The sequence below is a fragment of the Salegentibacter sp. UBA1130 genome (assembly GCF_002311535.1).
Lineage (GTDB): Bacteria > Bacteroidota > Bacteroidia > Flavobacteriales > Flavobacteriaceae > Salegentibacter > Salegentibacter agarivorans.
The window spans coordinates 144,435-171,262 of sequence record NZ_DCAP01000006.1 but is presented as its reverse complement, the minus strand read 5'-3'; the positions used below and the strand labels follow the sequence as shown (position 1 = coordinate 171,262).

Genomic DNA, 26,828 nt, shown 5'->3' with positions numbered 1-26,828 from the left:
ATACTTTTTAGACGGCCTCTTTTGATTTAAAAAGATTCTTTAAACGGAGTTGATTCTACAAACTCATTAATTAAAAAAAATCCCCTGAAAGCGAGTTTCAGAGGATTTATTATAAGGTTTAATTAAGCCGAATTCCTAATACGAATTGGCAATAATTTGCTCGTATAATTCTTGCTTGCCGCTTATTTGTTTTGGTTCGCCAAGCTCTTTAGCTATTTTGCTAATTTCTTCAAGAGAAAGATCTCCATTTTCAAATTTGCTTCCGTTACCGCTATCAAAAGATGCATAACGCTCTTTTCTAAGCTTTTTATAATCGGTGTTTTGTAATACGTTATCTGCAGCGATTAGTCCGCGTGCAAAAGCATCCATACCGGCAATATGCGCTATAAATTTATCTTCAAGATCGGTAGAATTTCTTCTTACTTTCGCATCAAAATTGATTCCTCCACCCTGAATTCCTCCTCCTTCAAGGATTACTAACATAGCTTCGGTAATTTCATACACATCTATTGGAAATTGATCGGTATCCCATCCATTTTGGTAATCTCCACGGTTGGCATCAATACTTCCTAACATCCCGGCGTCTACTGCGGTTTGTAATTCGTGCTGAAAAGTATGGCCTGCAAGGGTAGCGTGGTTTACTTCAATGTTTATTTTGAAATCTTTTTCCAGTCCGTAATTCTTTAAGAATCCTATAGAAGTAGCGGTATCATAGTCGTACTGGTGTTTTGTAGGCTCCATTGGTTTTGGTTCTATAAGGAAATTTCCTTTAAAACCTTGTTTGCGGGCATAATCACGACAAGTAGTAAGGAATTGTGCTAAGTGATCCTGCTCACGCTTCATATCGGTATTTAAAAGGCTCATATAACCTTCACGGCCTCCCCAGAATACATAATTCTCACCATTTAAGGCAATGGTAGCATCTATTGCTATTTTTGCCTGTGCGCTGGCACGAGCAACAACATTAAAATCTGGGTTAGTAGAAGCTCCATTCATATAGCGAGGATCGCTAAACAGGTTGGATGTTCCCCAAAGTAGTTTAATCCCGGTTTCCTGTTGCTTTTGTTTAGCATAGTCTACCATAGTTTCCATACGCTTTTCAAATTCAGAAAGCGAAGAACAATCGTCTACTACATCTATATCGTGAAAACAGTAATAAGGAATTCCAAGTTTTTCAATGAATTCAAAAGCGGCATCCATTTTATCTTTGGCACGATCTATTACATTTTCCTTTTTGTCCCATTCAAAAGTTTCAGTTTCTGCTCCAAAAGGATCTCCACCTTTATTATTGAAGGTATGCCAGTATGCCACCGCAAACCTTAAATGCTCTTTAAGCGTTTTTCCGGCTACTGTTTTATTTTCGTCGTACCACTTGTAGGCTAATGGGTTTTTACTATCCCTGCCTTCAAATTGAATTTTATCTATTCCTTTAAAAAATTTGTTGTTACTCATAATTATTATTCTTTAATTTTAATATTCTGTTTCCATTCTTGATAAATCCCCTGGTACTGCTTACTTAATTTGGGATCAGGCTCCATTCTTTCCAGGCATTTTAAACTTGTAAATGCGTCGTCAAATTCTTTATAAAATCCATAACCTACCGCGGCACCACGGGCAGCACCTTCTGCACCAGATGTATTGTAAAGTTCTAAAGTAGTTTGGGTGGTATTGACAAAAATTTCTCTAAAAACCGGACTTAAAAAAAGATTGTCTTTCCCGGCTCTTACCACTTTTCCTTCCACACCTATAGATTGCATTACCTCAAAACCGTAGTTCATAGCAAAAACAATTCCTTCACAAGCAGATCTTATAAGATGAGCCGGTTGGTGAATGTTATAATTAAGATTCTCTATACCAGAATTTACTTCTTTATTGCTGAAAATTCGTTCTACACCATTTCCAAAAGGGTAGAAGCGGAGACCTTTACTGCCTGGTTCTACCTTAGCAGCTTCTTCGTTTAATTTTTCATAGGGAATAAGTTCTTCCCTGCCCACTGAAATTATTTTACGTAACCATTGGTAAAGAATTCCAGAACCGTTGATGCATAAAAGAACTCCGTTGTGTTTAGCCTTTTCGGTATTATTTACGTGTAGGAAGGTGTTTACCCTGCTTTCTGGATCAAACGTGTTTTCTGCACTCACGGCGTACATTACTGCCGAAGTTCCTGCTGTTGTAGCAATGTCTCCCGGCTTTAAAGCGTTAAGTGAAAAAGCATTATTGGGTTGGTCTCCAGCCCTGTAATTGATTTTTGTGTCGGGATCCAGTCCAAGTTCATTTGCAATAGCTGAACTTACCGTGGCCTGATCTCCAAAGCTAGGAACAATTTCAGGGATAAAATCTTCTGAAAGTCCCATTTTATCCAAAACTTCAGTGGCTAATTTTCCTTTAGAGAAATCCCACAAAGCGGCTTCAGATAAACCTGAAGTACTTATTTGAGGAGTTTCAGAAAGTTTTGCCGCGATATAATCTCCTGGCAACATCATAATAGAAGCTTTCTTGAAGTTTTCGGGTTCATTTTCTTTTACCCACTTCAGTTTAGATGCAGTAAAATTCCCCGGGCTACCCAGGATCTGGTTTTTACTAATTTCTTCACCAATGGCTTTATAGGCTTCATCTCCTATTTCTACGGCGCGACTGTCGCACCAAATAATTGAAGGCCTTACCGGGTTAAGTTTATCATCGGTTAAAACGAGCCCATGCATTTGGTAGGCGATACCAATTCCTTTAATTTTTTTAAGGTCTACGCCTTTTTTATCTCTAAGAATGCTAAATCCTTTCTTTACATTTTCCCACCAATCTTCTGGATTTTGTTCGGCCCAGCCAAATTGAGGGGCGGCGATCTCCATTTCAAATTCTGGAACTTTAGCCGAGGCTATAGTTGTTCCTTTTTCAGCATCGAGAACCGATAATTTGATTGAAGAACTTCCTAAATCTATTCCTAAAAAATACATACGTTAATTCTTGATTTATTTTATTTTGAGATCCAAATGTTTTCCATTTCCTCAAGTGTTTTCTCTTTGGTTTCCGGTACGAATTTCCAAATAAACAAGCCGGAAAGGATCGCCATTATTCCGTAGATCCAGTATGGAAAACCATTGTTGAACATCGCTACCAAATCTGAATTATTATTCATCATTGGGAATGTCCACGATACCACCAGGTTAGCAAGCCATTGTACGGCTACAGCTACTGCCATAACTCCTTTTATTGAATTTGGGAAAATTTCAGATAATAATACCCAAACTACAGGACCCCAGGACATAGCGAATGCTGCGATGTAGAAAAGCATAAACATTAGTGCCGTAATTCCTGTTGTTTCCAGGTAAAGTGCGAATCCAAGGCCAATCATACTTAGCGCCATAACAGCACTACCAATCATCATTAATTTTTTACGGCCAAACTTGTCTACGGTAGAAATTGCCACTACTGTGAAGATCATATTAATGGCACCTACAATAATGGTTTGTAGCATAGAAGCATCGGTTTCCATACCCATTCCTCTAAAAATTTCGGGGGCGTAATACAGTACTACGTTTATACCCACAAATTGTTGAAAAATAGATAAGAGTAAACCAATTACGACCACGGTTCCTCCAAAATAAAGCCAGTGGGCCTTTTTCTTGCCAAAAGACTTTTTAATTTCTTCTAATACACCCGGTGCTTTTTCGGGGCCATTTAAATTGGAAAGAACTTTAAGAGCATCCTTTTCATTGCCTTTCATTACCTGGAACCTTGGGGTTTTAGGCACTAAAAGTAGGGCAAGGAAGAAAATAGTAGCAGGAATTCCTTCAGAAAGGAACATATATCTCCAGCCAGAAGTGTTTATCCAGCTTTCGGTTTGCCCCTGGACAATAAAATAGTTTACAAAATAAACCACCATCATCCCGCTCACAATAGCTAACTGGTAGAAACTAACTAGTTTTCCGCGTATTTTAGGCGGTGCCATTTCAGCAATATAAAGCGGTGCCAGCATACTTGCCAAACCAACTCCCATTCCTCCTATAATTCTATAAACAATAAAAGCGGAAAGTGAATCTCCAAAGAAGATATTCATAGTATCGGGGTAGGCTGAGCCTATTGCAGAAAGTACAAACAGCATAGCCGCTATAAGGAGTCCGTTTCGCCTTCCTATAGAATTTGCAACGTTATCTCCAAGTGAGGCTCCAATAATACATCCCACAAGCGCACTACTTACCATAAACCCGAGGATGGAATTCTTTAAGTTTTCGGTTAAAACCCCTGGCAGCGTTAAAAATTGAAAGTAGTAAACTGCACCTCCTATAAGCACAAAAAGCCCAATAATAAGATAGGCTTTGGATTTACTGAAAAATTTGAGTAGAAATGAGCTGAATAAAATTACAAGCGCCAGCACACAAATACTAATAATTACTTTAAACTGAAAGATAGCAGCTATTGCAAGGTCTTTATCAGTTTCTAATGCTCCAATAAAATAATTTTCAAGAGCACCCACGGCTCCAGAAATTACTGCCGTATCATACCCAAATAATAAGCCTCCAAGACTTGCTACTATGGTGATTAAAACAATACCACTCTTATTTAATTTTGCCATTTATAGATATCTTATGGTTTATTTGACTACAAGTATAGTTATTTTTTTTTATATTAGCAATTTACAAGGCTTAATTAAAGTAGGATAGTAAAAATAAAGCCTAAAAATTGTCTATATCTTTATAAAGATACCTATTGTATACACTTATGAAAAACCCTTTGCCATTTTTACCTACAAATGATCTTTCTGCAGCAGAAGTTATGAGTTCCATAACGATTGACTGTTGTGTGTTTAGTTTTGAAAAAGGCTACCTGGAGGTTTTACTGGTACAACACGGCGAAGGTATTAGTAAAGGGAAATGGGGTCTTCCCGGTGGTTGGATTAAAAAGGAAGAAGATATAGATGTGGCTGCCGATAGGTTGCTTTCAGAATTAACCGGGGTAAAAGATATTTACCTGGAACAGGTTAAAACCTTTGGTAAGCCAGACCGATTTCCGCTGGGACGTGTTATAACCGTAGGCTATTATGCTTTAATAAATAGAGAAGATTTTAAGGTTAAAGCCGGTTTTACCGCTTCAGAAGCAAAATGGTACAGAATAAAAGATATTCCCCATCTTATTTACGATCATAATGAAATTTTGCAGTCCAGTTTAAACCGTCTACGCGGAAAAGTAAAACGCGCCCCTATTGGTTTTAATTTACTTCCGGAAAAATTCACTTTGCTCCAGCTGATGCAACTTTATACTGAAATATTAGATGTGGAAATGGATAAAAGTAATTTTAGAAGAAAATTTTTAAAAATGAAACTTTTACAGGAGGCGGGAGGTAAACAAACCGGGGTCTCCCATAGGGCGGCCAAACTATATAGGTTTGATGAAGAAATTTACCAAAACCTTACCCGTAAAGGATTTAATTTTGAATTCTAATTAATTATTATCGCTAAAACCTAAAAATTTTTATGAGGCTGGATCTAAAAAAGAAATTATTTGTAGTTTTATTTTTTGTAAGTGTAGGATTTACATTTGCACAAATTAAATTGCCTAAATTAATAAGCGATAATGTTGTGCTCCAAAGAGATACAGAGCTTAAAATTTGGGGTTGGGCCGCTAATGGAGAAGTTGTAACGCTACAATTTCAGGGTAAAAATTTTACGGCAAAGACCAATGAAAATGGTAAATGGGAAATTAAACTTCCCGCTCAAAAAGCCGGAGGGCCTTATACTATGTCATTTAATGCCTCGAATAATGTTGAGGTTAAAAATATTTTGTTTGGAGATGTGTATCTATGTTCTGGCCAATCTAATATGGAACTACCAATGGGTAGGTTGGCAGATACCTATGCATATGAAATTAAAAATGCAGACAATTCTAAAATCAGGCAATTTGAAGTGCCTGATGAGTATGAGTTTTCTAAGGAAAATGAGGATTTATCCTCAGGATCCTGGAAAGAGGTAAATAAAGAAAACATACTTAAATTTTCTGGAGTGGCGTATTTCTTTGCCAAAGCGATCTATGAAAAAGAGGAAGTGCCTATTGGGCTTATCAATTCAGCGCTGGGAGGTTCCTCGGTTTCAGCCTGGATGGATAAAGAAGCTTTAAAAGAGTTTCCGCAGTTTTACGAAGAACATTTAAAATGGGGGAATCAGGCTTTTTTAGATTCGGTAGTGAATGCTGAACAAAAAGCAATTAATAGCTGGTATAGCGATTTAAATAAAAAAGATACCGGTTTACAAGAAGAATGGTTTAAGACCGATGTTGATAAAACATCCTGGACGGAGATTGAAATTCCGGGTTTTGTTTCAGCAGAAGATAGAAATGATAGTGCCGGAGTAGCCTGGTTTTCAAAAACTGTAAATATTTCCCAATTACCTGAATCTGATACCGTGAAGTTGCATTTGGGAAGACTGGTAGATATGGATTATGCCTATGTAAACGGAAAGCAGGTGGGGCATACCGGTTATCAATATCCGCCCAGAAAATATAAGTTTGATGCAAAATTATTAAAAGAAGGTGAGAATGAAATTGTAGTTCGTTTGGTAAATAATGGCGGCCCTACAGGTTTTATAAAAGATAAACCTTATCATTTAATATTAGTTAAAGATACACTGGATATTGATGGAACCTGGAAGTTTAAGCAGGCAGCTGCAATGCCAAATACCCCGGGACAAACCTTTATTAGGTGGAAATCTGGCGGACTTTTTAATGCAATGATAGCTCCTTTAACAAATTTCGAATTGAAAGGGGTTCTATGGTACCAGGGAGAATCTGATACTGATGATCCAGATCTTTATTCAGAAACATTTCCGAAGATGATAAAAAGCTGGCGTAAGCACTTTGAGGATCCCGAATTGCCATTTCTTTTGGTGCAACTGCCAAATTTTATGGAAGAATCCACAGAGCCACAAGAAAGTAGCTGGGCTAAAATGAGAGAGGTACAAAGAAAAACAAACCTGAATGTCCCTAATACCGGGATGGCCGTAACTATAGACCTTGGGGAGTGGAACGATATTCACCCGTTAAATAAAAAAGACGTAGGGAATAGATTAGCGCTTGAAGCTAGAAAACTAATATATAATGAAGATATTATTAGTTCCGGTCCCGCACCTTCAGCCTGGGAAACCAAAAATGGAGTTGTTTTAGTCAATTTTGAGAATTTAAAATCAGGCTGGAAAATTAAAAATGGAAATCAACCTACCGGTTTTACAATTTCAGAAGATGGTAAGAATTTTTATAAAGCCAAAGCTGAGGTAATAGATGATAATACTTTGAAAATTTATAGTAATAAAATTAAAAATCCGGGTGTAGTAAGATATGCCTGGGCTAATAATCCCGGGAACGCCAATCTTTATAACCAGGAAGATTTACCGGCTGTCCCATTTGAAATAGAATTAACTAAAGAAAAATAATTAAAAACTAAACTTGAGATGAAATTTTTTATTGATACAGCAAATCTAGATCAGATTAAAGAAGCGCAGGATCTGGGCGTTTTAGATGGAGTAACAACTAATCCGTCTTTAATGGCAAAAGAAGGTATTACCGGTAAAGATAATATTCTTCAGCATTACCTGGATATTTGCGAAATTGTAGATGGTGATGTTTCTGCCGAAGTGGTAGCAACAGATTTTGACGGAATAGTACGCGAAGGGGAAGAACTTGCGAAATTGCACAAACAGATTATTGTAAAAGTTCCTATGATTAAGGAAGGTGTAAAAGCCATAAAATACTTTTCAGATAAAGGAATAAAAACCAATTGTACGTTAGTATTTTCAGCCGGGCAGGCTTTACTTGCAGCAAAAGCTGGAGCAACTTATGTTTCACCTTTCCTGGGAAGATTGGACGATATTTCTACCGATGGATTAGACCTGATAGCAGATATCCGACTTATCTATGATAATTACGGATTTGAAACTGAAATTCTTGCAGCGTCTATTCGCCACACTATGCACGTAATTAACTGTGCTAAACTTGGTGCCGATGTTATGACAGGACCACTATCTTCTATAGATGGCTTATTGAAACACCCACTTACTGATAGCGGACTTGCGAAATTTTTAGAAGACGCTAAATCATTTAATGTATAGATTATGGAAATTAAAAAATTAGAAGATTTTGCGACCCAGGTTCGCCGAGATATTTTAAGACAGGTTCACAAAGTGAATTCGGGACATCCGGGAGGTTCGCTTGGTTGCACAGAATTTTTCACCGCTTTGTACCAGGGCGGAATTATGGAACACAAACCCGAGTTTAACATGGACGGGAAAGACGAAGACCTTTTCTTCCTTTCCAACGGTCATATTTCCCCGGTTTTCTATAGCGTTTTAGCTCGTAGTGGTTATTTTCCTGTAGATGAATTAAATACTTTCCGACTTATAGATTCCAGGTTACAGGGTCACCCTACAACGCACGAAGGCCTGCCGGGTATTCGTGTTGCCTCAGGATCACTGGGCCAGGGAATGTCGGTTGCTCTTGGAGCTGCTCAGGCTAAAAAACTGAATAAGGATAGCCATTTAGTATTTTCGCTTCACGGAGATGGTGAATTACAGGAAGGCCAAAACTGGGAAGCCATTATGTATGCTGCCGGAAATAAAGTTGATAATATTATTTCAACGGTAGACGTAAATGGCCAGCAAATAGACGGAAGTACAGAAACCGTTTTACCAATGGGTAACCTGAAAGCTAAATTTGAAGCTTTTGGTTGGGATGTAATGGAGATTGAAGATGGTAACGATATGCAACAGGTAATTGATGGATTAACTGAAGCCAAATCCCGTACCGGAAAAGGAAAACCGGTTTGCGTACTAATGACAACGGAAATGGGTAATGGTGTAGATTTTATGATGCACACCCACGCCTGGCACGGAAAAGCGCCTAATGACGAGCAATTAGAAACTGCGCTTTCTCAAAATCCTGAAACTTTAGGAGATTATTAAAAGCCCCACCTAGCCTCCCCGAAGGGGAGGAATTTGATATTTTAAGGGGAATGGATAAAACAATATAGATTTCCAGAAAAGTGGAAATGACAATAAAATTTAGAATGAAAACATATACAGATACAGGAAAAAAAGATACCCGTTCCGGTTTTGGTGCGGGACTTACCGAGCTTGGCCGAACGAATCCTAACGTAGTAGCACTTTGTGCCGACCTTGTAGGATCGCTTAAAATGCAGGATTTTATTGATGAAAATCCGCAGCGCTTCTTCCAGGTAGGAATTGCCGAAGCCAATATGATGGGAATGGCTGCAGGTCTTACCATTGGTGGAAAGATTCCTTTCGCAGGAACTTTCGCCAATTTTGCAACGGGAAGGGTTTACGACCAAATTCGTCAATCTATTGCTTACTCAGGGAAAAACGTGAAGATTTGTGCTTCTCACTCTGGAGTAACTTTGGGAGAAGATGGTGCTACACACCAGATCCTGGAAGATATAGGTCTTATGAAAATGTTACCGGGAATGACGGTAATAAACACCTGCGATTTTAACCAGACCAAAGCCGCAACTTTGGCTATTGCTGAGCACGAAGGCCCGGTTTACCTAAGATTTGGAAGGCCAAAAATAGCTAATTTCACTCCTGAAGATCAAAAGTTTGAAATTGGGAAAGCCGTTCAACTTTATGAAGGGGAAGATGTAACCATTATCGCTACCGGCCATTTGGTATGGGAAGCGATACAGGCAGCACAAAAACTGTCAGAAAAAGGAATTAGTGCTGATGTGATTAATATTCACACTATAAAACCTTTAGATGCAGAAGCCATTATCAAATCGGTTAAGAAAACCGGATGTGTGGTAACTGCTGAAGAACATAACTTCCTTGGCGGACTTGGAGAAAGCGTTGCCCGCACCTTAGCCGAAAATAATCCGGCACCACAAGAGTTTGTGGCCACCCAGGATACTTTTGGAGAAAGCGGTACCCCGGAACAATTATTTGAAAAATACGGTTTAAATTCAGAGGCTATTTTAAAAGCAGCTGAAAAAGTAATTAAGAGGAAGTAGTTTCTTCCATATTTATCTTAAAAAAGCCAATGAATTAAATTTTCATTGGCTTTTTTTATGTCCAAATTCTAAAGCGAAAAGTAGGAAGCAGGCCTGGTTCTTTTATTTCTTCAATCATTTTTGATCACCTAAATGCTTGCCTTATTAATTACCTTCAAAGTACATTTCATCCGTAAAAAATATTTCAAGTTGTCTTCTACCCCTATTATTGACAAATCATCTTTTTTCGTTATTCTTAAGGTAAAAATCCGGGCATAATTTTTTTTTCAACCGTCTCAAATAATCTTCATTTCTCATTAACCAAATTAGAATAATCGAAACCAATTTTATAGAAACACAAATTCTTGAAAATTGAGTTGAGAATTAGCGGTTTTTTGCTTCAAAATCATTTGAAAATCGAGGAATTTTAAACCATTTTTTGCCAGCTAAGCACTTATTTTTGTTTTAAGTCGACGTTTAAGTGTAAGATTAACATTTTTATATACTATAATCCTTGCCAAAATCACAATGCGTTGAGGGGTATAGGTTTTATAGGGGTTCAGGTCATTAAGTTATCTCAAAATATGTCCTATTTTAACCCAATTTACATTGATTTTACCATTTTTTTTCTTGCATGTAACATACCGTAAAGTATTTGTAACACCACAATTCTTGATAAGCTGAATTAACGGATATATTTGGTTCAGATTTTTTAAGGAATAATTCACAATTAAGCCTTTTTGAAATCATCAAAACCTTAAAATAAGCTGAATTTTAATCCCAGGTTAACAAAACGAAACAATACTTCTTAAAACTATCTTAAATATCAAAAAGGAGTATGTATTCATTTTTTAAACTATTTAATAACCCTTAAACGAAATAATAATAAGAGAATGACAAATTATTATCTAACGGAAACGAAGCTTCACAGAAACCATTTTCGGAATGAGGTTTTATTCTTCAGGAATGATCCCGGGAATGTCACTTTTTTTATTCCTAAAAACTAAAACGTTATCGAATATGAATAGCAAGCCAATTAAAATGACTTTGAGCCATTTTAATAGAGTTTAAAACATTTTTAATATGAAAATAAATTTAATAAATCTTCCTTACCTAACTAGAACAATGGTTTTTGGACTATTGCTTCAACTTCTGTTTTTTCCCTCGGTTTATGCTAATGATAATAAGCCAAAAAGTGGAAGTGAACAACAAACAATTAGGGGAACGGTTACTTCATCTGAAGATAATCTTGGAATACCAGGGGTGAATATTCTTGTAAAGGAAGTTCCAAATCTCGGTGCTGTTACCGATATGGAAGGGAATTATACCATAGAGGCTCCTGCCGATGCTACCCTGGTTTTTAGCTTTATAGGCTATAAAACCATAGAGAGAAAAGTTAATGACCAATCGGAAATTAACGTGATTATGGATCCAGATCAGGATGCGCTAGAAGAAGTGGTAATTGTTGGTTATGGAGAACAAAAAAGAGAGACCGTTGTAGCATCTATAGCAGAAGTTAGCGGTGATGTTCTGGAAAGAGCAGGTGGTGTGACAAACATTGGTGCAGCTTTAACAGGAAATGTGCCAGGAGTTATTACCAGTGCCAGTACGGGTATGCCTGGAGAAGAGGATCCCAGAATTCTAATTCGTGGGCAAAGTACCTGGAACGACTCTTCCCCGCTTATTTTGGTAGACGGAGTAGAGCGACCAATGTCCAGTGTAGCAATTAGCTCGGTAGAATCCATTTCAGTTTTAAAAGATGCTTCTGCTACCGCTGTATATGGAGTTAGGGGTGCTAACGGTGTTATTCTTGTGACTACCAAAAGAGGTGAAAAAGGTGAAGCCGTAATAAGGGCAAGAGTAAACACTACAATGAAAAGGCCTTCTAAATTGCCTGGTAAATACGATGCTTATGATGCTTTAAGAGTCCGTAATGAAGCAATTGAAAATGAACTTGGTTTAAACCCAAGCGCGTGGAATGATTATATGCCATTAGATATTATTGACAAATACAGAAATCCAGCAAACCAGGCAGAAAGAGAGCGATATCCAAATGTAGATTGGGCAAACACGCTTTTTCGAGATTATACGATGTCTTATAACGCAAACGTAAATGTAAGTGGGGGTACCGATTTTGTAAAGTATTTCACTACAGCAGATTTCCTTAGGGAGGGAGATTTAATGAAACAATATGATAATAACAGGGGCTATGAGCCCGGGTATGGATTCAACAGGTTAAACGTAAGAGGTAATCTTGATTTTCAGATTACCCCTACCACTTTGTTCCAGGTAAACCTGGCTGGTTCACACGGTGTAAAGAAAAGTCCGTGGGGAGCTACAGGAGATGAATATAGCATGTGGGTGGCAGCTTATAGTACTGCACCAGATGTATTTCTACCTAGATATTCAGATGGAGCCTGGGGATATTATGCGCCCAATGAAGGTGCGGCTACCAATTCGGTGAGAGTTCTGGGTATAAGCGGAATTCAGTATATGACTACCACTCGCTTAACTACGAATTTCACCCTGGATCAGGATCTTGATATGATTTTAGAGGGACTAAATTTTAACGGTACCATCGCATTAGATAACACTTTTGTGGAAGCTGATCGTGGAATTAATGATTTATACAATGATGCGCAGGAAAAATGGATAGACCCTGAAACCGGTACCGAGCTATACCAGCAGGCCTACGACCCAAATAGCCGTTTTGATTTTCAGGAAGGTGTAAAATGGTCTACCAGCCCAGGGGCTGTTCAGAATTGGTCTTCGCATAGAAAACTTTTCTACCAGTTACAACTTAGATATGCCAGGAATTTTGACGGGCGTCACGATGTTTCTGTAATGGGACTTATGAATAGAAATGAAAATGCTACCGGAAGCCAAATACCTCGTTATAGAGAAGATTGGGTTTTTAGAACTACTTATACCTTAGATAATAAGTACACTTTTGAATATAACGGTGCTTATAACGGTTCTGAGAAATTTAGTCCTGAAAACCGATTTGCTTTCTTTTCTTCAGGAGGTGTGGGATGGATTTTGTCACGGGAAAATTTCCTTGATTCTGCTTCATTCTTAGATATGCTTAAACTAAGAGCTAATTACGGTGAGATTGGAGACGACAATGTAGCCGGTAGATTTCTGTACATGACGCAGTGGGGCTACAATGGGCAGGCAAGAATGGGTGTAACCGGGGAAGCCGCAGAGCAAAGTCCGTACACCTGGTATTTAGAAGAGTCCGTAGGAAATCCAGATGTTTCCTGGGAGAAGGTAAAGAAAACGAATGTAGGAGTCGATTTTGGATTCTTTGACGGGTTTATTGAAGGTAGCTTCGACTATTTTATAGATGAAAGAACCGATATTTTAATTAATGGAGGGGATAGAGCGATACCTTCTTATTTTGGTACCGAAGCACCAGTTGCAAACCTGGGTCACGTGAAAAATGAAGGTTATGAATTTGATATTGATTTAAGCTACAGGTTTGAAAATGGCTTGAGATTATGGTCAAATTTCAATATGACGCATTCTCAAAATGAAGTGATAGATGCCGATGATCCTTCTTTGCTGCCGGCATATCAGCAAAATGCAGGTTTACAAATTGGGCAGGCATATTCTCACGTTACTCCTGGTTATTACAATACATGGGACGATCTCTATGCAAGTACCATTCATAATGCAAACGATAACCAGAAATTACCCGGAAACTATCATATTATAGATTTTAATGGAGATGGAGTAATAGATGCTTACGATAATATTCCATTTGGTTTTACCGGGAATCCTCAAAACACTTATAACGCTACTATTGGGTTTGACTGGAAAGGCTTTAGTAGTTATGTGCAATTCTATGGAGTAAACAATGTAACCCGCCAGGTAGTTTTAGGAAGTTTAAGTAGCCAAAATCACGTGGTTTATGAAGAAGGAAGTTACTGGTCTAAAGATAACTTTAATGCAGATTCACCGGTGCCAAGATGGCTTACCACGCCAAGTGAATATAACGCTGCCAACAGGTATATGTTTGATGGTTCTTACCTAAGACTTAAAAATGCCGAAATAGCCTATACTTTCGATGCCGGCTCTAGTTTAGTAGATAGGCTGGGAGTAAAAAACCTAAGGGTTTTCTTAAACGGAAACAACCTCTTCTTATGGTCTGATATGCCAGATGACAGGGAATCGAATTTTGCCGGAACGGGATGGGCATCTCAGGGAGCTTACCCAACCGTAAGTAGATATAACTTAGGGGTAAATATTACTTTTTAAAATAGCTTGTTATGAAAAATTATATAAAAAACATTATAAAATTTAGTCTGGCAATATTTGCTTTAGTTTTCATATCATCTTGTGAAGATTACTTAGACAGGGAAGATGAATCTATAGTTTCTGAAGAGGAAGCCTTTAAAAATTTCACCAATTTTCAAGGGTTTACTGAAGAATTATATCATTGTATCCCAGATTTCACCAATGCCTACTGGACCAACTCCTGGAATTGGGGAGATGATGAAATTGAATCTACAGCCAGGGATTTCCACTTTATTAATAAAATTGAAAATGGAAACTTTTGGGGCTGGCAGTCAGAATTTGATGGCTGGCAAGCCGGCTGGATGGATAGAAATAATACCAGTACAGATGATGACCGATTTTCAAAATCCCTTTGGCAATTAGGCTGGTATGGAATTAGAAAAGCCAATTTAGGTCTTGCTAATATGGACCGTCTTACAGATGCCACTCAAGAAGAAAAAGACTTAATAAGAGGGCAGTTATTGTTTTTTAGAGGATGGTTTCATTTCCAATTCATTCAATATTTTGGAGGATTACCATATATAAATGAAGTTTTACCAAGTGATGAACAACTACAGTTACCCCGCTTAAGTTATCACGAAGCTGCAGATCTCGCCGCACAGGATTTTCGTGCTGCTGCCGATTTATTACCTACAGATTGGGACGAAACAGATGCGGGAAGCGCAACATTAGGGAAAAACCAATTGCGTATTAATAAAATAATGGCGCTTGGTTATTTAGGGAAGAATTATTTATGGGCGGCAAGTCCACTAATGAATCAGGAGTCTACAGGAAATGCGGTATACAATACTTCTTATGCCCAAAAAGCTGCTGAAGCTTTTGCCGAATTACTTACTCTAACAGAATCTGGAGAAGCAGATTATTCTTTAGTACCGTTTTCAGATTATCATTTAAACTTTTATACAACCGGGCAAAACTGGCAAATACCAGGTAGTACTGAGGCTATTTTTAGAGGATCTTATTTTGGTGCGCATGGATCTACTTATGGTACAGCAAAACAATATCAACCTTCTCCAATTTTAACCGATGGGGATGTGAAATTCCTTCCTACTGCAAACTATGTAGATTTTTATGGAATGGCCAATGGGATGCCAATTGAAGATATTACGCAACCCGATCCAGAATCTGGTTATGATCCCGAATATCCGTGGAAAGATCGTGATCCAAGATTTTATAATGATATTGTATATGATGGCGTTCGTACCGTTCAGGGTTCTATGCCAGCAGATGAAGAATATAATCGTTATGCTAATCTATTTACTGGCGGAAGTTATAGAAATATAAGAACGGGTAGTAGAACCGGGTATATGCTTTACAAGTTTATCCCAATAACAGCGAATAAATATGATGAAGGTTATGGTTATGGGAACAGCTTGAATATTCATTTACCATGGATGCGACTCTCAGATGTATACCTAATGTATGCTGAAGCAGCTGCCCAGGCTTATGGTTCACCTACAGGACAGGTTTCGGGCTATAGTAAAACAGCGGTAGACGCTATTAATTTTGTAAGAGATAGAGCCGGTGTTGGTCACGTGGCAGATGAATTTTTAGGATCTCTGGATGCTTTTATGAGTGAAGTGCGCCGGGAGCGTGCAGTAGAGTTAGCTTTTGAAAGACACAGGTTTAATGATCTAAGACGTTGGTTGTTGTTAACCGAAAGTCCATATACTTTAAAGAAATCTGTAGAATTTGACCGGGCCGGAGAACTTAATACCGATGATCCTTCACAAAACAGGGTTCTAAACTTAAGAGAAGAAGTTATTCTGGAAAGAAACTTTAGTAGCAAACATTACTGGCTGCCTTTAAAAAATGTGGATGTAAATATGTATTTAGAATTTAGTCAGAATCCTGGCTGGTAACCGCATTGTGTTCAATTTAAACATAGAGAGAATGAATATTATAAAATTTAAAGTAGTTTTTTGTGCACTATTTGCCTTGATGCCTTTTATAGGGGTCGCACAAACATCTGAAGATATTGATGTTGAAGCCATCGTTAGAGGTAAAGAAGGAAAGCCGTTAGTGGGTGCTACCGTAACGACAGAGGCTGGCAACACCGTGGTTACAGATTCTATTGGGAGTTTCTCACTTTCAACAGGCCTGTATTCCACTTTGGCCGTAGCAGCTCTGGAGTACAAACCTACAACAGTAATTGTAACTCCATTTGTGGATAATATAAGTCTTGAGCCTGCAGAAGGTTATGAAGATGTAAATGTTGCATTTCGTAAAGTTGAGAAGAGAAATCTAATAAGTGGAGTTTCTTTTGTAGATCTGGATGAATTAATGGAGAAGAATTATAATACGAGTACCCTGGAAAATATGGAAGGATTTGCCAATGGTTTTCACGGAAATATTTGGGGTATGGACGAGTATTTAGTGCTTATAGATGGAGTGCCAAGAGATGCCGGAAGTATAATGCCTACAGAAATAGATCAAATTAGTTTCTTAAAAGGAGTTTCTGCAGTGGCGCTCTATGGAAGTCGTGCTGCTAAAGGTGTTGTTCAAATTACTACAAAAAGAGGAAAAATTCAGAAGCAGGAAATTGATGTTAGGATAAATGCAGGAATGTTTGTTCCAAAAAGTTATCCAAAATATCTTGGTTCTGCTGAATATATGACCCTTTATAATGAAGCAAGGGCAAATGATGGGTTAAGTCAGCGGTTTGATGATGAAACTATCTACCAACATGCAGCCGGGGACAACCCATACAGGTATCCCGATGTAAACTATTATTCTTCAGATTATTTACAGGAAACCTATAACAGGTATGATGCTACCGCCCAGATTTCCGGCGGAAATGAAACCGCTCAATATTATACAAATCTTGGTTTTTATTCAGCAGGTTCGCTACTAAATTTTGGTGAAGCTGAAAATAACAGAACCCAGCGGTTTAATATTCGTGGGAATGTAGATATTGATATAACTGAAACTTTATATGCTACGGTAAATGCATCAGCTGTTTATTATAACGGTTGGGGTGTGAATACAGATTATTGGTCAGGTGCTGCCAATTTAAGGCCAAACCGATTTTCGCCGTTAATTCCAACAAGTATGATTGAGGAAAGCGATGAGAATTCTCTGCAGTATGTTAACAATAGTAGTAACCTTATAGATGGACAATATCTTTTAGGGGGTACGCAGCTTGACCAAACCAATCCTTTTGCTGCAATTTATGCGGGTGGAAGTAATAATTATACCAGTAGACAATTTCAGTTTAATACAGGTATTGGAGCAGATTTAGGAAATCTCCTGGAAGGCTTAAGTTTTCATTCAAACTTTGGAGTAGATTATTCTACTTCTTACAACCAATCATATAACAATGAGTACGCAGTTTACGAGCCTAGCTGGACTAATTATGATGGGGATGATTTAATTGCAAGTTTAACCCAGTATGGGCAGGATGCCAGGTCTGGTGTACAAAATATAAGCGATAGCTGGTATAGACAAACAATTTCTTTTTCAGGGCAATTTAATTATGAGACTAAAATAGAAGAAGATCATAACGTTTCAGCAATGCTTATTGCCAATGGATTTCAGCAATCTATTTCAGAAGAATATCACCGAACCAGTAATGCCAATTTAGGCCTGTATGTGGGTTACGATTATTTAGATAAATATTTTGTGAATTTCAGTGGAGCGCTGGTACATTCAGCAAAATTACCTGAAGGAAACCGTCAGGCTTTTTCACCAACCTTTACTTTAGGATGGCGTTTAAGCGAAGAGAATTTTCTTCAAAATTCAACGGTATTTGATGAGTTAAAACTTACCGCTTCCGCAGGTATTTTACATACCGATATTGATATACAGGATTACTATTTATATGAAAGTATTTATACCCAAACCGATGGTGCCTGGTTTAACTGGAGAGATGGTGCTCTAAGCCGTTCCACAGATTCCAGAAGAGGCCAGAACGATGACCTAACTTTTTCTAAAAGAGAAGAAATAAATTTAGGGGTTGAAGCTTCGTTATTTGATAATCTTTTCCAGATACAGGGTTCTGTTTTTGCCAATAGAATGACGGGTGGTATAGTACAGGCATCTGTATTATATCCTAATTATTTTGAAACCGGATGGCCAAACTCTTCATTTATCCCTTATGTGAATTATAACGATGATGAACGTGTAGGGTTTGATTTTAGAGCCGATTGGAATCAGCAATTTGGAGAATTGAAAACTACGCTTGGAGTTGTTGGTACTTATTATGACACCAAGGCCACCAAACGAGCTGAAATGTATGAAGATGAATACCAATCCAGGGAAGGTAATCCTTTAGATGGTATTTGGGGGCTGGAAAGCGACGGACTGTTTGCAAGTGCTGAAGAAATTGCGAATTCACCTTCGCAAAGTTATGGACAGGTTGCCCCGGGAGATATTAAATATATAGACCAGAATGGTGACGGGGTAATAGACAACCAGGATGAAGTTTATCTAGGCAAAGCTGGCTGGTTTGGCCCGCCGCTAACTTTAGGTGTGAATTTCACAGCTGAATGGAAAGATTTCACCTTTTTCGCTCTTGGAATTGGAAGATTTGGAGCTCACGGTATGAAAAATAGTTCTTATTTCTGGATGGATGGTGAAGATAAATATTCAATCGTAGCTCGGGATCGTTGGACGCCAGAGACAAGTGAAACTGCAACCTATCCAAGATTAACTACCACTAATAGTAATAATAACTTTAGAAATTCAGATTTCTGGCTTTATAGTACAGATCGTTTTGACCTGGCAAAAGTTCAAATCTCCTATAATTTTCCAAAAGAATTATTTGCCCAATCGTTTGTGCAGGAATTAGGAGTATATGTAAATGGAGCTAATTTACTAACAGTATCCCCTGAACGTGAGATTTTGGAGTTAAATGTAGGAAGTGCACCCCAGAATAGATTTTATAACCTGGGCGTAAAAGCAATATTTTAAAAATTTAAATATAAAAGGAAATGAAAAGTAAATTACTACTTCTTTTATTAATGGTCTTTACAATTACAAGTTGTGACGATCTTATAGAACCTGCCATAGAGAATAATAGAGGCCTGGAAGATATGTATGCTGAGGCCGAATATGCTCAGGGTATTCTGCTTAACGCTTATACCAGGCTACCAAATAATGGTTATTCTTTTAGTGAGGTAGCAACAGATGATGCCGTTAGTAACGTAAACAATAATCCTTACCGTGAAATTGCTACGGGGCAATGGACAGCTCAAAATAATCCTTTTGACCAGTGGCAAAATGCAAGGGCAGCTATCCAGTATATCAATATCTTTCTTGCCGAGACTGATAAAGTAACCTGGTCTGAAGATGAAGAAATAAGCTCCCTTTTTAACGACAGGCTTAAAGGTGAAGCCTATGGTCTTAGGGCGTTATATATGTATTATCTCTTACGTCAACATGCGGGTTGGGCTAATGGAGAGCTATTAGGGGTTCCAATCTTATTAGAACCTGAAGAAACCGGCTCAGATTTTAATCAACCAAGGGCAACTTTTGAAGAGTGCATACAACAGTTATATGCAGATGTAGAACAGGCTGAAGCTTTACTTCCTTTAGATTATGAAACACTTTCAAGTTTACCGGAGGGTTATTCAGATTTGGGAGATTATAACAGGGTTTTTGGTGAATATGCCAAACAAAGAATGACCGGTAGAATTGCCAAAACTGTAAGGGCACAGGCGGCTTTACTTGCTGCAAGCCCTGCTTATGCCGATGGAAATACTACTACCTGGGCCGATGTAGCCAATTATGCCGGGGAAGTATTGGCAGAAAATGGAGGAGCAAGTGGTATTGCAACAAATGGTCATACCTGGTACAAAAATGCTTCGCAAATAAGTGGAATTGGAGGGGGAAATAACCCGCCCGAAATTATTTGGAGAACCGATGTTGTAGAAACCAGTGATTTAGAACAGCAACATTTTCCACCAACTTTATTTGGCGACGGACAGCTAAATCCAACCCAAAACCTGGTGAATTCATTTCCTATGGCAAATGGTTATCCTATTACAGATCCGGCTAGTGGGTTTGATCCCGCTAATCCTTACGAAAACAGGGATCCAAGGTTAGATCATTACATTGTGGTAAATCAAAGTACCGCAGGACCCGGTAATTCAACTATTGTAACCGCCGCTGACGGAAACACCAATGATGCCTTAAATGCCGTAGAAACCTCTACCAGAACAGGTTATTATTTAAAGAAATTGCTAAGGCAGGATGTGAATTTAGATCCAGTAACCAGCAATACTCAACAGCATTATACCGCCAGAATGAGGTATACCGAATTATACCTTATTTACGCAGAAGCTGCTAACGAAGCCTGGGGGCCACAAGGAACAGGAACTTTTGGATTTTCGGCCTATGATATTATTGCTGGCTTAAGGGAGCGCGCTGGTATAACGCAGCCCGATGCATATTTAGAGTCAATTAGCTCAGATCAAAATGCAATGCGAGAATTAATAAGAAATGAACGCAGATTAGAACTAAGTTTTGAAGGTTTCCGGTTTTGGGATATCCGCCGTTGGGGCGACGATTTAAATGTTCCGGCCAGAGGAGTAAGTATTCTTGATGGGAATCATCAAACAATAACTGTTGAAGACAGGATTTATGAAGAGTATATGCGATATGGACCAATCCCTTTTAGCGAAGTTTTAAAATACGATGCAATTATCCAAAACCAGGGCTGGTAGTTAGTTTAATTATAAAGAACAGAAAATGAAAAATAAAATATATTTAATCGCTTTAATTATTCTTTCAGGCTTTACTTCTTGTGAGAATGATAAATGGGAATTTGACGACTATGAATACCAAACCGTTTATTTTGCTTATCAATACCCGGTAAGGACAATTACACTGGGAGAAGATATTTTTGACACTTCTCTGGATAATGAAGGTAAAGCGAGAATAATGGCTACTACCGGTGGAACTTACGATAATGATCAGGACGTTTTTATAGATTTTGAAGTAGATAATTCTTTGACGGAAGGTCTTGTATTTGATGATAGCGGCCAACCTGTTCAGGCAATGCCCGAAAATTATTATACACTGGAATCTAATGAAATCAGGATTCCGCAAGGTGAACTAACAGGTGGAGTTGAGCTTCAGCTAAGCGATGCATTTTTTGCCGATAGTCTTGCTATTGGAAGAAATTATGTAATTCCACTTCAAATGACCAACGTTGTAAGCGCAGATTCCATTCTTAGGGGAATACCACAGGTTACAAATCCACGTAAACCGGTTGCAGAAGATTGGGATGTTTTGCCTAAAGATTTCATTCTTTATGCCGTAAAATATGTGAATCCGTGGCACGGGAATTATTTACGCCGTGGGGTAGATGAAATTGAAGGAACTACCGGTAACGAGAATCTTGACGATACTGTAATAAGAGAAGAAGAGTATGTAGTAGACGATCAGGTAGTAGCCCTTACAACCCGCTCTTTAAATGAGGTAGAGTTAGATTTGGTTTTTCAAAACAGCGAAGGGTATGCTGTAAACTGCACCTTAATTTTAAGCTTTGACGATTCTGGTAACTGCACTGTAAGAGCTGCATCAGATGAGTATACGGCAAGTGGTAGCGGCCAATTTGTAAAAGATGGCGAACAAAACAGTTGGGGCGGAAAAGATCGTGATGCCCTTTACCTGGATTACGAAGTTAACCTTGAAGAAATTAATGTGAGTACAACAGATACACTTGTACTTAGAGATCGTGGGGTACGTATGGAAACATTTTCTCCCATATTAGAATAAAATTAAAAAATAAATCGATTATGAAATATTTAAATCGTTTTCTTGTTTGTAGTGGCTTATTGGCTTCATTATTTTCCTGTGCCGATCCAGATCCATTAGCATTTGAAATAGAAAAACCTGAAGGCCTCGAAGCACAGGAAGATATTAATTCTTATGCACCTCTTAAGAGCTATAAAGATAGTACCTCAAATTTCACCTTAGGTGGGACTGTTTCTATTTCAGATTATATTAATAAGGGAGTAATGTACAGGCTTATTAATAAAAATTTTGATGAGCTTACCGTAGGTTATGGAATGAAGCATGGTGCCATCGTGCAAAATGATGGTTCTATGAATTTTGCTCAGGTAAATGAACTTATAGCTGCGGCACAGCAAGCAGGAACTTCTATTTACGGGCATACGCTTACCTGGCACGCTAATCAAAATGCTGAATACCTGAACAGCACTATTGCGCCAACAGTAATAGGTGGCGGACCAAGCTGGGATGAGATTGCTGGTGCTGACTTTGAAACGGATGAAGCAGCAAATTATGAGGCTAACGAAGATGATAGTATGTCTTTTACGGCTGACGGAGAAGGTGCAGACGGTGAGGGCAGGGCATTGGCGGTGACCAATGGAGAAGTTCGGGAAAACGATTGGGAAAGCCAGTTCTTTTTTAAGTTTTCTCCGCCTATGGAAGTAGGGGAAGAATACGAACTTACTATGGATGTTCGCTCAGATGCTGATGCCTCTTTTGCTACCCAGGCTCATATTCAACCTGGAGAGTATAAACACTGGGATTTTTTTGGTGCTATTCCCGCTTCTGCGGAATGGACTACTTTTACCAAAAGAATTATTGTTTCTGAAGAAATGGCAGGGTCAAGTACTATTGCTTTTAACCTCGGCAATGTTGCCACTACTTATTATTTTGATAACATAAGCCTGAAAAAATATAACGAGGAAGGCAGTGGTGGCGGTCCCGCACTGGATCCAAGTGTAATTTCCAATTCTGATTTTGAAACTGGCACTGATGGCTGGGCTGGCTGGGGAAATGGTTCTACCATGGAGCGCTCCTCAGAAGGTGAGGGCTATGGTGATACAGGTTATGCTTTTACCTTTACGAATCCTTCAGCTACGAATTTTTGGGAAGCACAGATTGCCTATGATTTACCTACATTGGAAATGGAAGAAACTTATGTCTTGAATTTTAAAGTAAAAGCAAATACTGCCGGTACTCTTCGTGCCGAGCTACAATCGCCATCTGATTATTCAAGTGATGGGCTTGGCTCATTTAACGTATCAGAAGACTGGGAGGAATATACTTTGGAGACGACGATTACCAAAGAAGATCGTGAGCGATTAGTTATTAGTTATGGTGACTTTGCAGGGACGGTTTATATTGATGATGTAACGCTTTCGCGTGTAAACCCCAATGCCGGTGGTGTTATAGAGAAAACACCTGAAGAAAAGGAGGAGATTATTGGTGGCGAAATGGAAAGATGGATTACGAGCATGATGGAAGTTTCCAAAGACTATGTAGATGCCTGGGATGTTGTTAACGAACCTATGGATGATGGAAATCCATACGAATTAAAAAGTGGAGCGACCGATTCTGATATCACCAGCGACGAATTTTACTGGCAGGATTACCTGGGTAAAGATTATGCGGTTAAAGCCTTTAAACTGGCCAGGGAGTATGGTAGCCCCGAAGATCTCCTTTTTATAAACGACTATAACCTTGAATATAATTTAGACAAGACCAGGGGACTCATTGAATATGTAGAATACATAGAAAGCCAGGGTGCTACTGTAGATGGTATTGGGACTCAAATGCATATAAGTATAGATTCCGATAAAAATAATATTGCTCAAATGTTTCAACTTCTTGCTGAAACCGGTAAACTCATAAAAGTTTCTGAACTGGACGTAAGAACAAATGTCTCTGAACCTACAGATGAAGTTTTACAACAGCAAGCCGAAATGTATAGTTATGTAGTTGAAGCTTATAAAGAACATGTACCTCAGGCACAAAGATATGGCATTACCGTTTGGGGTGTTACCGATAGTCCTGAAGATGCAAACTGGTTGCCCGGTGAATTCCAGGGCTTGTGGGATGTTAACTTAAACAGGAAACCGGCTTATAAGAGTTTCGCTGAAGCTTTGGAAGAATTATAATACAAAATGAATGCTGGTTAGTAAGGTTCTTAACAAAGTAGCAATTCTTATGATTTTATTCCTGGTATTACCAGGATGTTCAGCCGATGATATTTCCTTGCCGGAAAAAGAAGCCGAGGAGGAAGATCCTATTGAAGAAGCTGATGAAATAGAAGAAGATGAACCTTCTAAAGATATTGAATGGCCTTTAAATACATCTAAATTGAGTGTTGATGGGAGGTATTTGAAAAATGCCTGTGGAGAAAAAGTTTTGCTTCACGGGGTGGCCATGACTCCAAATCCCTGGTTTAACGGGGGCCATGTAGGTGAATGGCGATGGAATAATTATGACGTACAGGGAGCATTAGATTATAATAAATCGGTTATGGATAAACTGACCAATAAAGATGACGACGACTGGTATTTAAATATGGTACGGCTGCACATAGATCCTTATTGGTCAAATAATCCCGGGGCCGAGGTAGATGGAGAAAAAGATATTTCAGAATTTAATTTTGATCGTTTTGTAAATGCGGTAGATGAAGTAATACTTCCTCTTATTGAGCATGCGAAGTCAAGAGGAATGTATGTTATCCTTAGACCACCGGGAGTCTGCCCCGAAAGGATAGATGTTGATGATGAATATCATGAATATCTTAAAACTGTATGGGACTATTTATCGAAGCATGAAGCCTTAAAAAATTCTGAACATGTTATGTTCGAATTAGCCAATGAACCAATTCATATTTTAGGCACTAATGGGGAATGGGGTAGTAATACCCAGCCCCATTTCGATAAATTAAAAATGTTTTTTCAGTCTTTGGTAGATATGATTCGTAATAATGGGTTTGAAAATGTGATTTGGATCCCCGGGTCCGGTTATCAATCGCATTTTAAGGGATATGCAAATAATCCTATTGAAGATGACAATATTGGATATGCGGTACATATTTATCCCGGTTATTGGGGAGAGGATAATAATGATCCGGTAACTTTTAAAAGTAATTGGGCAGAGAATATCAAGCCGATTGCAGATATTGCTCCCATTGCAGTTACTGAAATAGATTGGGCTCCCGAAGGTTATAATGCCTGGGGCGAAGGTGGTGTTACCGGCGAGGCCGGCTCCTGGGGATTTGGAGCAAATTTTAAAGCTCTTGCCGACGAGAGCGGGAATGTAAGTTGGAATTTACTGGCACCTGAGAACTTAATTGATCGGGGAGACCCGAATGCTGGTATAGCCTATGATAACAATCCTGAAGCCTGTGCTAATGCTGTATATAAATGGTTTGGGGAATATGCTGAAGAAAAAAAGGAATGTGAATAAAAATCAATTAGAAATAATAGCGTTGCTATCCGTTTAGATTTAATCATGTGTGAGTTTTACTGAATAGTTCTCCTAACTCAAAAAAGTCTGGATACCGGTTGGATTAGCAACGCTTACCCGGTATGAATTAGCCTTTTTTAGAAGTTAGGGGAACTTTTTTATAAAGAAATTGTAAATTATTATAAACTTTCTTCCTGGAATTTTAAAATCAACTGCTATGTACAAAAGAAAAAATTTGTCTATTTTTATATTATTGTTAAGTGTGTTTTTTACATTTTACAGCTGTAATTCTAATAAAAAGTCAGTTGATAATAGCGATGTATCTAAAGCGACTTTAAAAAATGCTTTCCAGGATAATTTTCATATTGGAACAACTCTCAATGCCTGGCAAATTATGGGAAGGCAGCCTGAAGAACTTAAAGTTGCGACAGAGAATTTCAATTCTATTGTTGCCGAAAATATTATGAAAAGTGCACGAATTCAACCGAAAGAAGGGGAGTTCAATTTTGAACTTGCCGATGAATTTGTGAAAATAGGCGAGGAAAATAATATGCATATCCACGGGCACACCTTGATATGGCATTCCCAGGCTCCTGACTGGTTTTTTGTCGATAAAGATGGAAATACGGTGTCTAAGGAAGTGCTTACCCAAAGAATGAAAGATCATATTCATACCGTGGTGGGCAGGTATAAAGACAGAATTCATTCCTGGGATGTGGTTAATGAGGCTATAGAAGATGACGGGAATTATAGAAATAGCAAGTTCTATCAAATTTTAGGTGAAGATTTTATAAAACTGGCCTTTGAATTTGCACACGAAGCCGATCCTGAAGCCCAGCTTTATTACAATGATTATTCTATGGCAATGCCAGGAAAGCGTGCCGGGGTAGTGAGAATGGTAGAAAAGCTGGAAAAGGAGGGCATTACCGTAAATGGAATAGGAATGCAGGGACATATTGGATTAAACCATCCTGATATTCGTGAATTTGAAAAAAGCCTGGAGGCTTATGGGAACCTTGGGAAAGTAATGATCACTGAATTGGATCTTAGTGTTTTACCTTCCCCCTGGGGCGATGCTGGCGCAGAAATTTCGAATAATTTCGACTATGAAGATAAAATGAATCCCTTTCCTAATGGTCTGCCAGCCGATGTTGAGCAACAATTCACAAAGAGATATGTAGAATTTTTTGAACTGTTCCTAAAACATCAGGATAAAATTGAAAGGGTTGCCCTTTGGGGAGTGAACGATGGAAATTCCTGGAAGAATAACTGGCCAGTACGGGGAAGAACCGATTATCCGTTGCTATTTGATCGTGAAAATAATCCAAAACCTGTTGCGAAGGAACTTATAAATCTGGCTGCAGCAAAATAACCC

The 26,828-nt window shown here is 38.5% G+C and carries 16 protein-coding genes; 13 read left to right on the top strand and 3 right to left on the bottom strand.

The window, feature by feature from the left end:
- Window positions 1-135: 135 nt before the first annotated feature.
- The 3 genes from xylA to B4F31_RS02025 are packed head-to-tail and all read right to left on the bottom strand — an operon-like array spanning window position 136 to window position 4,570.
- Window positions 136-1,452, bottom strand: coding sequence for a xylose isomerase (gene xylA, locus B4F31_RS02035; RefSeq protein ID WP_093303482.1), 1,317 nt, complete (start codon window positions 1,450-1,452; stop codon window positions 136-138).
- A gap of 5 nt (window positions 1,453-1,457) precedes the next feature.
- On the bottom strand, window positions 1,458-2,951 hold the full coding sequence (locus tag B4F31_RS02030; protein WP_093303478.1) for a xylulokinase: 1,494 nt from the start codon (window positions 2,949-2,951) through the stop codon (window positions 1,458-1,460).
- A gap of 20 nt (window positions 2,952-2,971) precedes the next feature.
- On the bottom strand, window positions 2,972-4,570 hold the full coding sequence (locus B4F31_RS02025; RefSeq protein WP_286760499.1) for a sugar porter family MFS transporter: 1,599 nt from the start codon (window positions 4,568-4,570) through the stop codon (window positions 2,972-2,974).
- A gap of 146 nt (window positions 4,571-4,716) precedes the next feature.
- Here B4F31_RS02025 and B4F31_RS02020 point away from each other — a divergent pair, with 146 nt between their 5' ends.
- The 13 genes from B4F31_RS02020 to B4F31_RS01960 all read left to right on the top strand — a co-directional run bounded on the left by B4F31_RS02020 (window position 4,717) and on the right by B4F31_RS01960 (window position 26,825).
- Entirely contained in the window at window positions 4,717-5,436 is a 720-nt protein-coding gene (locus tag B4F31_RS02020; protein ID WP_093303472.1) for an NUDIX hydrolase, read from the top strand.
- A gap of 32 nt (window positions 5,437-5,468) precedes the next feature.
- The gene (locus B4F31_RS02015) at window positions 5,469-7,415 is read left to right on the top strand and encodes a sialate O-acetylesterase (RefSeq protein ID WP_286760498.1); all 1,947 of its coding nucleotides are present in this window, start codon (window positions 5,469-5,471) and stop codon (window positions 7,413-7,415) included.
- Between the two features lie 18 nt (window positions 7,416-7,433).
- A complete protein-coding gene (gene fsa, locus B4F31_RS02010; RefSeq protein WP_075325786.1) occupies window positions 7,434-8,090 on the top strand; it encodes a fructose-6-phosphate aldolase in 657 nt (218 codons plus the stop codon).
- A 3-nt stretch (window positions 8,091-8,093) separates the two neighbouring features.
- The gene (locus tag B4F31_RS02005; RefSeq protein WP_414706115.1) at window positions 8,094-8,939 is read left to right on the top strand and encodes a transketolase; all 846 of its coding nucleotides are present in this window, start codon (window positions 8,094-8,096) and stop codon (window positions 8,937-8,939) included.
- Window positions 8,940-9,043: 104 nt separating this feature from the next.
- Window positions 9,044-9,997 carry a transketolase family protein gene (locus B4F31_RS02000; RefSeq protein WP_286760497.1) on the top strand — a complete coding sequence of 318 codons (954 nt, stop codon included), beginning with the start codon at window positions 9,044-9,046 and terminating at the stop codon, window positions 9,995-9,997.
- A gap of 1,062 nt (window positions 9,998-11,059) precedes the next feature.
- A complete protein-coding gene (locus B4F31_RS01995) occupies window positions 11,060-14,236 on the top strand; it encodes a SusC/RagA family TonB-linked outer membrane protein (protein WP_286760496.1) in 3,177 nt (1,058 codons plus the stop codon).
- Window positions 14,237-14,247: 11 nt separating this feature from the next.
- A complete protein-coding gene (locus B4F31_RS01990; RefSeq protein WP_286760495.1) occupies window positions 14,248-16,137 on the top strand; it encodes a RagB/SusD family nutrient uptake outer membrane protein in 1,890 nt (629 codons plus the stop codon).
- Window positions 16,138-16,168: 31 nt separating this feature from the next.
- Entirely contained in the window at window positions 16,169-19,186 is a 3,018-nt protein-coding gene (locus tag B4F31_RS01985; RefSeq protein WP_093303456.1) for a SusC/RagA family TonB-linked outer membrane protein, read from the top strand.
- A 20-nt stretch (window positions 19,187-19,206) separates the two neighbouring features.
- On the top strand, window positions 19,207-20,940 hold the full coding sequence (locus B4F31_RS01980) for a RagB/SusD family nutrient uptake outer membrane protein (RefSeq protein ID WP_286760494.1): 1,734 nt from the start codon (window positions 19,207-19,209) through the stop codon (window positions 20,938-20,940).
- A gap of 25 nt (window positions 20,941-20,965) precedes the next feature.
- The gene (locus tag B4F31_RS01975; RefSeq protein WP_093303451.1) at window positions 20,966-21,997 is read left to right on the top strand and encodes a DUF5627 domain-containing protein; all 1,032 of its coding nucleotides are present in this window, start codon (window positions 20,966-20,968) and stop codon (window positions 21,995-21,997) included.
- A 20-nt stretch (window positions 21,998-22,017) separates the two neighbouring features.
- Window positions 22,018-24,150 carry an endo-1,4-beta-xylanase gene (locus tag B4F31_RS01970; RefSeq protein WP_093303449.1) on the top strand — a complete coding sequence of 711 codons (2,133 nt, stop codon included), beginning with the start codon at window positions 22,018-22,020 and terminating at the stop codon, window positions 24,148-24,150.
- Window positions 24,151-24,160: 10 nt separating this feature from the next.
- Window positions 24,161-25,453 (top strand): cellulase family glycosylhydrolase, encoded by a 1,293-nt coding sequence (locus tag B4F31_RS01965; RefSeq protein WP_093303446.1) that lies wholly within the window; start codon window positions 24,161-24,163, stop codon window positions 25,451-25,453.
- Between the two features lie 217 nt (window positions 25,454-25,670).
- Complete coding sequence (locus tag B4F31_RS01960; protein ID WP_286760493.1) at window positions 25,671-26,825, top strand: endo-1,4-beta-xylanase; 1,155 nt, start codon at window positions 25,671-25,673, stop codon at window positions 26,823-26,825.
- The last annotated feature ends 3 nt before the right edge of the window (window positions 26,826-26,828 follow it).